Genomic DNA, 12,380 nt, shown 5'->3' on the forward strand with positions numbered 1-12,380 from the left:
ACAACCTAAAATTATTTATGAGGCAAGTTATAAGATAAGTTTATCATAAATATTTGCGAAATATTATTTACTCATGCCAACAACGCTGTTAAAATTTGGCCGCAATTCCTTATCTTAGATCCACATGTGAGAAGTTGCCAAAATGCTTAGAATCGCTAAAGAAGCTCTTACCTTTGATGACGTACTTTTAGTACCTGGTCATTCTACTGTTTTGCCACACACGGCAAATATTTCAACTCGCTTAACGCGTGGTATCAAACTTAACTTGCCGCTTATTTCAGCATCTATGGATACTGTTACAGAAGCTCGTTTAGCTATTGCCCTTGCGCAAGAAGGTGGTCTTGGTTTTATTCATAAAAACATGACTATTGAAGAACAAGCGAAAAACGTACGTAAAGTTAAAACCTACGAAGCAGGTATTGTTTCTTACCCTGTAACGGTGACTGCCGATTTAACAATTGCTGATGCAGTTGAGCTTTCGCACGAAAAAGGTTTTTCAGGCTTTCCGGTTACCGATAGCAATAATGTGCTTGTAGGCATTGTTACTAGCCGTGATATGCGTTTTGAAACTAAGCTTGAGCAGCCTGTTTCTACCGTTATGACTAAAAAAGAAAAGCTTGTTACCGTTAAAGAAGGTGCTGCCCGCGAAGAAATTTTAGGCTTAATGCACGAACACCGTATTGAAAAAATCTTAGTTGTTGATGATGAATTTAAACTCAAAGGCATGATCACAGTAAAAGATTACCAAAAAGCCCAAGATAAGCCAGATGCATGTAAAGATGACCAAGGTCGTTTACGTGTAGGTGCAGCTGTAAGTGTTGGTGCAGGTACTGATGAGCGTATTGCTGCACTAGTAGAAGCGGGTATTGATGTTTTACTTATCGATACATCACACGGCCATTCTCAAGGTGTTATTGACCGTGTTGCTAAAACACGCAAAGAGTACCCAGACTTACAAATTATTGCGGGTAATGTAGCTACAGCTGAAGGTGCGGTTGCACTTGCTGATGCGGGAGCGGATGCAGTTAAAGTAGGTATAGGCCCAGGTTCTATTTGTACTACACGTATTGTTACCGGTTGTGGCGTTCCACAAATTACGGCTATTTCAGATGCTGTTGAAGGCTTAAAAGGTCGCGACATTCCTGTTATTGCTGACGGCGGTATTCGTTTTTCTGGCGATATTGTTAAAGCACTTGTTGCTGGTGCGTCGTGTGTAATGGTGGGTTCTCTTCTTGCTGGTACCGAAGAAGCACCAGGTGAAGTTGAGCTATACCAAGGCCGTTACTACAAATCTTACCGTGGTATGGGCTCATTGGGCGCGATGGATCAAAAAGAAGGTTCATCAGATCGTTACTTTCAAAAATCAAACGAAGCAGACAAGCTAGTACCAGAAGGTATTGAAGGTCGCGTAGCGTACAAAGGTCCAATTGCAACGATTATTCATCAGCAAGTGGGTGGCCTACGAAGTGCTATGGGTTTAACTGGTTGTGCAACAATTGAAGAGCTAAATACAAAACCACAGTTTGTACGTGTTACATCTGCAGGTATGGGTGAGTCGCATGTTCATGATGTGCAAATCACTAAAGAAGCACCAAATTACCGCTTAGGTTAAGCAGCGTAATTAATTTAATATACTGGGCTTGCTTTGCAAGCCCTCTTTTTAGTCGTTTATATAAATACCAATTGCATTAATAAAGTGGTCAATTATTGCGACAGATAAATGGCTCAATAACGAGGCAAAAATTTCGATTTTTAGTTTCTTCTAAATAAGAAATTTTTAACGTGGTTAGAGAGTTATTTAGCCTGCAAGAATTAGTAATGTTTAATAAAATTGGTATTCAAAGCGGCATTTAGCATTAGCATCTACTTTACGAGATACTCCATGAGCAAAGATATTCACGATTCACGAATTCTCATTTTAGACTTTGGTTCACAATACACGCAACTAATCGCGCGCCGTATACGCGAAATTGGTGTTTACTGTGAACTGTGGGCATGGGATGTGACTGAAGAGCAAATCCGCGAGTTTAACCCACAAGGTATCATTCTTTCTGGTGGCCCAGAATCAACAACACTTGAAAACAGCCCGCGCGCTCCTGAGTATGTATTTAATGCAGGCGTGCCTGTACTAGGTATTTGCTACGGTATGCAAACAATGGCAGCTCAGCTTGGCGGAAGTGTACACAGCTCTGATAAAAAAGAGTTTGGTTACGCACAAGTTGAAAAAGCAGGCAGTTGTGCATTGTTTGATGCAATTGAAGACCACATTACTGATGGCGGCAACGGCATACTTGACGTTTGGATGAGCCATGGCGACAAAGTAATAGATATTCCCGCTGATTTTACAACAACAGCTAAAACATCTACTTGCCCACATGCAGCAATGTCTAACGAAGCTAAACGTTTCTACGGCGTACAGTTTCACCCAGAAGTAACGCACACACATCAAGGTCAGCGTTTATTAGAGCGTTTTGCTATTGATATTTGTGGCTGTGAAAAATTGTGGACTGCGGCAAAAATTATCGATGATGCTATCGAACGAATTAAAGAAACAGTTGGCGATGACGAAGTTATTTTAGGCTTATCTGGCGGTGTTGATTCATCGGTTGTGGCTATGCTTATTCACCGTGCAATTGGCGAAAGGCTAACATGTGTATTTGTTGATAATGGGTTACTTCGTTTAAACGAAGGCCAACAAGTAATGGACATGTTTGGTAATAAATTTGGCTTAAATATTGTTAAAGTTGAAGCTGAAGAGCAGTTTTTAAATGACCTTGCTGGTAAGTCTGACCCAGAAGATAAACGTAAAGCCATTGGCCATACATTTATTAATGTGTTTGATGAGCAAGCCAAAAAGCTTAAAAATGCGAAATGGTTAGCGCAAGGTACAATCTACCCAGACGTTATTGAATCAGCGGCATCTGCAACCGGTAAAGCGCATGTTATTAAATCTCACCATAATGTGGGCGGATTACCAGATGACATGAAAATGGGGCTTGTTGAGCCATTACGTGAATTATTTAAAGATGAAGTACGTAAAATTGGCCTAGAGCTTGGTTTACCGTACGACATGTTATACCGCCACCCATTTCCAGGGCCTGGTTTAGGTGTGCGTGTACTTGGCGAGATCAAAAAAGAATACTGTGATTTATTACGCCGCGCTGATGCGATTTTCATCGAAGAGCTACACAAAGCTGAGCTTTATCATAAAGTAAGCCAAGCGTTTACGGTATTCTTACCTGTTAAATCGGTAGGGGTTATGGGCGATGCACGTAAGTACGATTGGGTTGTATCACTTCGTTGTGTAGAAACAATCGACTTTATGACAGCGCGTTGGTCACATTTACCGTATGAGTTTTTAGGTGTGGTATCAAACCGTATCATTAACGAAATTGATGGTATTTCTCGTGTTGTTTACGATATTTCAGGTAAACCACCTGCAACTATCGAATGGGAATAATTAATTTTAGTTTTAATTAACTAATGTTAAGTGATTAAAAAACGGCGAATTAGCATGCTAATCCGCCGTTTTGTTTATTTAAAAAGCAGTTGAACTAAAAGTGTGATTTTTCTCTTTACCTTTGGCGAAACTTCTCTATAATTCGTCGTCATTGCAGGGGCGTAGTTCCAATTGGTAGAACAGCGGTCTCCAAAACCGATGGTTGGGAGTTCGAGTCTCTCCGCCCCTGCCATTTCTTCTTTACATCGTATTTATTAATTCTTATATTACCTTACTTACTAATTTCATCGAGTCGTTATGCATTCACGGTACGCAGCTGTTTTTGGTATTGAAAACCTCGAGTTAAATAAACACTTTAAACCAGCCGATACATTTCCAGCAGATAGCCTTCCTGCAGATAATCTTTTAATCGATAGTGTTGCGGCAAGTAGTCATGCACCTGACACAGCACCACAAAATAATGTGCTTGAGTCGATAGAGCTTTCTAGTCAGTTACTTGCAGATATTAAACGTGCAGCAGTCCCTATTGCTATTAATAGCGTTGTGCAAAGCGCTGAGATGCAATTAAAAGGCGATCAGCTAGTACTTACAACACCACAGCTCAGCACGGCCGATAAGCGCGCTTTATGGGCTTTAATGAGTGAATACCTTGATAAACTTTAAATCAGTAGACAAAACCGCAATATCTCAGTTAATGACTATCGAAACTGCGTGTCATAGCCACCCGTGGACATTAAATACAATGAGTTCATGCATAGGCGGGCGCTATTTTAATGTTGCCGCATTTGATGATGCGAGCATGATTGGTTTTTATATTGGCGAAAAAGCAGGACCCGATTTTACGCTTATGGATATTTGTGTAATGCCAAGCCAACAAGGTAAGGGTATTGCTAAGCAGTTGTTAGCTCAGTTTATTGAATACGGTGAGCAACAAAACGCTGAAAACTTATTTTTAGAGGTACGCGAATCTAACACGCGCGCAATTGCCCTGTATGAACGCGCAGGCTTTATTGAAATGTCAGTGCGTAAAAACTATTACCCAAGCGACAACCCTGCAAAAAATGGCTTTGAAGACGCTATTTTAATGGGTATGGCATTAAGTTTAGGTTTTCAATAATACTATTTTTTGGCTTACAGCAGTTTGTTATTTGTATCTATTGAATGCTCTATTGCGGCGATTAAATTATTAACTAACTCATTTCTAGGGACCTTGTTATTGCTTTTTAGGTTATCCTCGAGCGCCCCTGCAGTTTGATAGATGTCGTCAAAATTAAAACACCCCGCACTGCCTTTTATACTATGCGCAACGCTGCGTAGTGCTTCCCAATCATCAGAGTGTTGCAGTGCTTTTACTTCATTTAAATAGGTTGGCAAGTTAGCTAAATAGTTATCTGCAATTTGTTGAAATTTTTCACTTTTTAATAAACTATCCCATTTGTTTTGGTTATCTTTTTCAAGATGCAGGTAGCTCACCAATACGCTCTCTAGTGCGTCTTTGTCTATGGGTTTACCAAGGGCTTTATCGCAGCCTGCATTTAAATAAGTGTCTATATCATGGTTCATTACATTTGCAGTTAACGCGATGATAGGGCCATCATAAGCGGCATGGCGCAGCATTTTAGTGGCTTCTAATCCGCCCATAACTGGCATCTGCATGTCCATAATAATGAGCTGATAGTCGTTAACTAATGCCATTTCAACTGCTTGGGCACCATTGCTGGCAATATCAGGTTCAAGACCCCACGTTTGTAAGAGTAGTTTTATTAATAGTTGGTTATCTGGGTTGTCTTCGGCAACTAAAATATTGGCATCAAAATGATTGGTGGCAAATGATAGCAGCGGGTCTTTTTCAGGAGTAAGTTGGCTATGCTCTGTTAGTAATTCAAGTTCAGGCTTTTTCCCGCTTAAATGGCATGCCACGCTAATTGCAAATCGACTCCCTACACCAACTTCACTTTTTAAAACGACATCGCCACCAAGTAATTGCGCTAAGTTTTTAGAAATACACAATCCAAGTCCTGTGCCACCAAAGCGACGTGTTGTGGTTGCATCAGCTTGTTCAAAAGGCTTAAAAACGCGCTCTATTTGATGCTCCGACATGCCTATACCCGTATCTGTTACTACAAATTCGAGTGCTTTCTTTCGTGGATGATAGTGCACACAAATGGAGACGTTACCTTGTTCGGTAAATTTCACTGCGTTATTAGCTATATTTATGAGTATTTGTTTTAAACGAGTAATATCGCTGTATATAGTGCAAGGTAAGGGGAGGTTATAATTTATGGTTAGGGTGAGTTGTTTTTCTTGTGCTAATGGTTCAATAATCGATTTAATATCGTGCACTAGTTGCACGACGTTTATAGGCGCTTGATCTACAGCGAGCTTTTCTGCTTCTATTTTTGATAAATCTAAAATGTTATTAATTAGCTCTAATAAGTGCTTAGAGTTACGTAAAATAGTGCTTAAGTATTGCTTGTCGTTGGTTATTTTATCGTTATGCAATAGTTGCTCTGTAAAGCCCATAATAGCAGTCAATGGTGTGCGTATTTCATGGCTCATATTTGCCAAAAAGCGGCTTTTAAGTTGATTTGCTTGCTCTGCTTGTGTAATTGCAACTTCAAGTTGACTATTCATTGCCTCAAGTGCTTTAGTTCGGCTTTCTACTTTATCTTCTAGGTGATGTTTGTATTCTTCTACTTGTTCTTGATAGTGCCTTATTTGACTAACCATGTGATTAAAATCGTTAAATAACACACCCACTTCATCGTTCGTATGCGCGGGTAAAACGACTGCTAAATCACCGTCACCGACGCGATGACTGGCCGCACCTAAAAGCTCAATAGGATTTAACAGTAAATTTCGAACAACCACAAAAATTAATATAGGTAAGGTGATCACCGAAATAATAACAATTAAACCGGTAATTAAACTAATGGCTTTACCCGATTGATAAAGTAGGGCTTTTGGAATGGTTGAAACATAATAATATCCTCCACTCATTTGCACCGCAAAAATCATACGTTCTATTTTATCAATGCTGGATAGCTCGATAGTCGAAAGTGTGCCTATATCAGCTAAATCATGAATTTTATTTAACTCATATTCACTAATGTATTGGCCACGCATACTGTAATCAGAACTAAATAATATTTTACCGTCTTTGGTGAGCAGTAAATTAAGCGTATTGTTATAAGGTGCTTCTAAAATACTGGTGTTAAGGATTGAAGGCTCAACATGTAAAACAATAAAACCTAGCTGTTGTGGGCGTTTTAAGTAGTAATCAACGCTGTAAATGCGCTGAATAAAGTACAGGTTGGTGGTACCGTCGGATTCTTGTTCCATAAATTGTTGCTGGCTTAAATTACTCTGCAACACTTTATCCATAAAGGGATAGCTTTTAGGCGCTGTGGTTAAATTATTAGAATAGTAGGCGTCACTTTTTCCGCTGGCCGAAACCAAATTAATACTTATTATATCGGGATAGGCTTCACTGTAACTGGCAAATACATCCATTAATGCGCCTAGCCTACGCGTATAATTTCCATTGACATGCACATCATTTGCTAAAAAATCACTCAGTACAGGGGAGGTTGAAAGTAATTTGGTAGTGGAGTGAAAAGAATCAATGTAATTAAATACTTTTTGCTGTTGCTGCTCAACAAAGCGGCTCATAATAAGATCAGCTTGCTTTTGTGTTGAGTTAGTCACATTAGTAAGTGTAAAGCCACCTAAAAATAATAAAGGCAATATAACAAGTGGCGTTATATACCATAATAATCGAATGCTTAACTTACTGGTTTTCATGACCAAACTACTTATCCTCCATGCAATTTATCAATAATATGCGTAACCGCTATATTACACAAGTCTGTAGGTGTCTTGATGGCTAATTTCTATAACAAATTAAAGAAGCTTGTGTATAAATAATAGGGAGCTGTGAGGTGAACTTTGGCATTTTATTTTAGAACTCAGAGGCCTTGAATAAAAAGATCAGCTAATAACTAACCATTGATTGTTTATAAGGCCAAGATCAGCGAAAATAGTCTTCAATTACGATTAACATAACGGATCGCATGTGAAGAGCCAATTTGGGGCTTTTCTGATGGTATGTTGAGCTTTCGTGGTTGCAATTTAGCAATTTTATTAAAAACATGATTATTTTAGGGTATTAAATAACTCACTAACTACGTTAAAAATTATTCATAGAGAACAACTCTATGTGTAATTTCGCCGTGTTATTGTGCTATTTTTTATCGCTATAATAGAACACTGATTTAATGCAATTGGTATTAGTTAAGCCTTGAAAGCTCAGCATACTTAAAGTGGATAATATCCGTATACAAACTAAAAGAACTTTTTAATGGCAGATCAAAATCTCCTTAGTGAAATTAATAAACGACGCACCTTTGCTATCATCTCTCACCCAGATGCGGGTAAAACAACCATTACCGAAAAAGTATTGTTATTTGGGCAAGCTATTCAACGAGCCGGTACTGTAAAAGGCCGTGGTTCTAACCAGCATGCAAAATCTGACTGGATGGAAATGGAAAAAGAGCGTGGTATATCGGTTACTACTTCTGTAATGCAGTTTCCATATAACAACGCTTTGGTTAATTTACTTGATACGCCAGGGCATGAAGACTTTTCTGAAGATACATACCGCACACTCACTGCGGTTGATTCATGTTTAATGGTTATTGATGCGGCAAAGGGTGTAGAAGACCGTACTCGTAAGTTAATGGAAGTAACACGCCTACGTACAACACCAATTGTTACGTTTATGAATAAATGTGACCGTGAAATTCGCGACCCGATGGAAGTGCTAGACGAAGTTGAAACGGAGCTAAATATTGCCTGTGCTCCAATTACTTGGCCAATAGGCTGTGGTAAGGACTTTAAAGGTGTTTATCACATCCATAACGATGAAGCGATTTTATACAAATCAGGCCAAGGTCATAAAATACAAGAAGTACGTACCATTAAGGGCCTTGATAACCCTGAGCTAGATATTGCTATTGGCGAAGATTTGGCTGTGCAATTGCGTGATGAGCTAGAACTTGTGATTGGCGCATCAAACGAATTTGATTTAGAGCTGTTTTTAGCGGGTGAACTTTCACCTGTTTATTACGGTACTGCACTAGGTAACTTTGGCGTTGACCACGTGTTAGATGGTTTAACTAAATGGGCACCAACGCCACTGCCTCGCGAAACAGAAGACAGACTTATTGTTGCAACCGAAGAAAACTTTACTGGTTTTGTATTTAAAATTCAGGCCAACATGGACCCTAAACACCGTGACCGTATTGCATTTATGCGTATTGTATCGGGTAAGTACAGCCAAGGCATGAAAATGAATCATGTGCGAATTGGCAAGCAAGTGAGTATTTCTGATGCGGTAACCTTTATGGCGGGCGACCGTGAACGCGCAGCAGATGCTTACGCGGGCGACATTATTGGTTTGCATAACCACGGTACCATTCAAATTGGTGATACGTTCACGCAAGGCGAAAAACTTAAGTTTAGTGGTATTCCTAACTTCGCGCCTGAATTGTTTCGTCGTATTCGTCTTCGCGATCCACTTAAGCAAAAGCAATTATTAAAAGGCTTAGTACAGCTTTCTGAAGAAGGGGCTGTGCAGGTATTTAGACCGCTTATAAACAACGATTTAATTGTAGGCGCGGTAGGTGTACTTCAGTTTGATGTAGTTGTAGCGCGCTTAAAAGCCGAATATAACGTAGATGCTATTTACGAAGGTGTAAACGTAAATACAGCGCGTTGGGTAAGCTGTGACGATGTTAAAAAGTTTGAAGACTTTAAGCGTAAGTGCGAAAGTAATTTAGCGCTCGATGGTGGCGATAACTTAACTTACATTGCGCCGAGCCGTGTAAATCTTAACTTATCAGTGGAGCGTTACCCTGAGGTAACATTTAACCACACTCGCGAAAACTAGAATTAACTTATCAGAATTAAAGAAAGCCTGCTTTGGCGGGCTTAAAAAGGTAAAAATATGAATATTCGTACTATTTTAATCGAAAAAGCCATTGCTGCTATGGCGGGTGCAGGCTTACCCGAAGATACAAACCCAGCAGTAACGCAAAGCACACGTCCACAATTTGGTGATTACCAAATTAATGCAGCTATGGGCGCGGCTAAAAAAATGAAAAGCAACCCACGTGAACTTGCACAAAAAATTATAGATAACCTTGATGTAAGCGATATTGCTCAAAAGACTGAAATAGCGGGCCCTGGTTTTATTAATATTCATTTAAAGCCTGAGTTTTTAGCACAAAGCGTTAAAGCAGCTAACAGTGATGCAAAGCTTGCTGTAAATGAGCACGCTAACCCACAAAAAGTGGTTGTTGATTACTCATCTCCAAACCTTGCTAAAGAAATGCACGTAGGTCATTTACGTTCAACCATTATTGGTGACTCAATTGTACGTGCGCTTGAATTTAGAGGCGACACGGTTGTACGTCAAAATCACATGGGTGATTGGGGCACACAATTTGGTATGTTAATCGCGCATTTAGAAGATCAAATTAGCCAAGGCGTTGATTTAGATTCTGTAGCACTTGCTGATTTAGAAACGTTTTACCGCGACGCTAAAAAACGCTTTGACGACGAAGAAGGCTTTGCAGATAAAGCACGTGACTACGTTGTTAAATTACAAGGTGGCGATGCGCATTGTGAAAAACTGTGGAAACTATTTATAGCAACCTCAGTTAAGCACTCTGAAGAAGTATACAAACGTTTAAATGTAACGCTTACTCAAGCCGATATTATGGCTGAAAGCGCATACAACGCAGAACTTAACGATATTATTAGCCTACTTAAAGATAAAAACATTGCTGTAGAGTCACAAGGCGCGCAAGTTGTATTTTTAGAAGAGCTAGCTAACAAAGATGGCGAGCCATCAGCGTTTATCGTACAAAAATCTGGCGGAGGTTTTTTATATGCAACTACCGATTTAGCAGCATGTGATTATCGTTCAAATAAATTAGGTGCTGATCGCATCTTAATTTTTGTAGATGCACGTCAAAATCTACACTTTAATCAAGTAGAGCTAACAGCGCGTAAAGCGGGTTTATTACGAGACGAAACAAGTTACGAGTTTTGCCCGTTTGGCACCATGATGGGCGCCGATAATAAACCATTTAAAACACGTACTGGCGGCACAGTAAAACTTGCTGACTTATTAGAAGAATCAATTAACCGTGCCGCAACAAAACTAGCTGAACGTGAGTCTGATTTAAGTGATTCTGAGCGCAGCGAAATTGCCCGTAAAGTAGGTATTGGCGCAGTTAAATACGCTGACCTTTCTAAGCACCGTACCAGCGATTACATTTTTAACTGGGACAGCATGCTAAGCTTTGAAGGCGCAACCGCTCCTTACTTACAATATGCTTATACACGTATACGCAGTATTTTCCGTAAGTCAGGCGTTGATGCAGCTACATTAAATTCAGACGTTACAATTGTTGAGCCTCAAGAAAAAGCGCTAGCACTTAAGCTACTACAGCTTGAAGAAGTACTTGATTTAATGATCAGTGAAGCAACACCGCACGTACTATGTGGTTACTTATATGAGCTAGCAAGCTTATACATGACATTTTATGAAGCCTGCCCAGTACTAAAAGAGGGTGTAGAGCCAAATGTACGTGATAGCCGCTTAGTGCTGTGTAATTTGGTTTCTAAAACACTAGAAACGGGATTAGACTTACTAGGCATCGAAGTCATGGATCAAATGTAATCACCTTCTGCAGCGTGTAGTTCGCTTTGACTGCGTTGTCGTGCTTTTTTAGCCTAAGTCACATACTAAATGTATGCTCCTTGGCATAAAAAAGCACTCCGTCTTGTCAGCACTTCTACACTTGCAGATATCTGAGTTGTGTAGTTCGCTTTGACTGCGTTGGTAAAACTATTTAGCCTAAGTCACATACTAAATGTATACTCCTTGGCATAAAAAAGCACTCCGTCTTGTCAGCACTTCTACACTTGCAGATATCTGAGTTGTGTAGTTCGCTTTAGCTGCGTTGGTAAAACTATTTAGCCTAAGTCACATACTAAATGTATACTCCTTGGCATAAAAAAGCACTCTGTCTTGTCAGCACTTCTACACTTGCAGATATCTGAGCTGTGTAGTTTACGTTGTAGGTTGGGTTGAGTGAAACGAAACCCAACGATACATCTGAGACTCGATATTTGTTATTACTCAACATCTAATGTTTTAAGCTCGCTACTCTAAGCTCTTCTCTAAGGCTTTATTTAAAGGACTTGTTATGAAACTCGAAGATATCCGTCGTGAATACCTGCAAGACGCGTTAAGCGAAGATAACTTGCAAGATGATCCGTTTAAGCAGTTTGAAACGTGGCTTGAGCATGCGGTAGCAAGCAAACTACCCGATCCTACTGCAATGGTTGTAGCAACCGTTGATGAAACTGGTCAACCTTCACAGCGTATTGTGCTTTTAAAACATTTAGATGATAACGGGTTTGTGTTTTTTACTAATACCGGCTCGCGTAAAGCGCAAGAGCTTAAAGGTAATAATAAAATTTCCTTGCACTTTCCGTGGCATCACATGGAACGCCAAGTTATTGTCTATGGCGAGGCTAAACCATTACCAACTTCTGCTGTGGCTAAGTACTTCTTATCACGCCCTAAAGAAAGCCAATTAGCCGCGTGGGCTTCAGCGCAAAGTCGTCCGGTGTCATCACGTAAAGTACTCATGGAAACGTTTGCTAACATGAAAAACAAATTTGCTAAGGGTGAAATTCCATTACCTGATTTTTGGGGGGGATATTGTGTAGTACCTACTAAAATCGAGTTTTGGCAAGGCGGAGCGCATCGTTTGCACGACCGCTTTATATATCAGCGCCAAGCAGATAACAGCTGGCAAATTACACGCTTAAATCCTTAATA

Annotated in this window: 8 protein-coding genes and 1 tRNA gene; 8 read left to right on the forward strand and 1 reads right to left on the reverse strand. The window is 39.9% G+C overall.

The genetic code is table 11. From position 1 onward, the window contains the following. Positions 1–142: 142 nt before the first annotated feature. The 5 genes from guaB (at position 143) to rimI (ending at position 4,577) form a co-directional block, all read left to right on the forward strand. A complete protein-coding gene (gene guaB / locus H5119_RS05900) occupies positions 143–1,612 on the forward strand; it encodes an IMP dehydrogenase (RefSeq protein ID WP_182701568.1) in 1,470 nt (489 codons plus the stop codon). Positions 1,613–1,882: 270 nt separating this feature from the next. Further along, a complete protein-coding gene (gene guaA, locus H5119_RS05905) occupies positions 1,883–3,460 on the forward strand; it encodes a glutamine-hydrolyzing GMP synthase (protein WP_182701569.1) in 1,578 nt (525 codons plus the stop codon). A gap of 155 nt (positions 3,461–3,615) precedes the next feature. Beyond that, positions 3,616–3,692, forward strand: a tRNA-Trp gene (locus tag H5119_RS05910). A gap of 65 nt (positions 3,693–3,757) precedes the next feature. Further along, positions 3,758–4,123: a hypothetical protein gene (locus H5119_RS05915; RefSeq protein ID WP_182701570.1), complete on the forward strand. Its 366-nt coding sequence runs from the start codon at positions 3,758–3,760 to the stop codon at positions 4,121–4,123. After that, a complete protein-coding gene (gene rimI / locus H5119_RS05920) occupies positions 4,110–4,577 on the forward strand; it encodes a ribosomal protein S18-alanine N-acetyltransferase (protein WP_182701571.1) in 468 nt (155 codons plus the stop codon). Before H5119_RS05915 ends, rimI begins: the two co-directional genes overlap by 14 nt. A gap of 14 nt (positions 4,578–4,591) precedes the next feature. On the opposite strand, the gene H5119_RS05925 is transcribed toward rimI, so the two are convergent. Continuing rightward, positions 4,592–7,264: an ATP-binding protein gene (locus H5119_RS05925; protein ID WP_182701572.1), complete on the reverse strand. Its 2,673-nt coding sequence runs from the start codon at positions 7,262–7,264 to the stop codon at positions 4,592–4,594. A gap of 556 nt (positions 7,265–7,820) precedes the next feature. On the opposite strand from H5119_RS05925, the gene prfC reads away from it, so the two are divergent. From prfC to pdxH, 3 genes are all read left to right on the forward strand, one after another. Next, on the forward strand, positions 7,821–9,410 hold the full coding sequence (gene prfC / locus H5119_RS05930) for a peptide chain release factor 3 (protein WP_138585098.1): 1,590 nt from the start codon (positions 7,821–7,823) through the stop codon (positions 9,408–9,410). A gap of 57 nt (positions 9,411–9,467) precedes the next feature. Next, positions 9,468–11,210, forward strand: a complete 1,743-nt coding sequence (gene argS, locus H5119_RS05935) for an arginine--tRNA ligase (protein ID WP_138585097.1) — start codon at positions 9,468–9,470, stop codon at positions 11,208–11,210. Positions 11,211–11,739: 529 nt separating this feature from the next. After that, a complete protein-coding gene (gene pdxH / locus H5119_RS05940; RefSeq protein WP_033028926.1) occupies positions 11,740–12,378 on the forward strand; it encodes a pyridoxamine 5'-phosphate oxidase in 639 nt (212 codons plus the stop codon). Positions 12,379–12,380 lie beyond the last annotated feature (2 nt).

The organism is Pseudoalteromonas sp. SG45-5, from assembly GCF_014164085.1.
Lineage (GTDB): Bacteria > Pseudomonadota > Gammaproteobacteria > Enterobacterales > Alteromonadaceae > Pseudoalteromonas > Pseudoalteromonas aliena.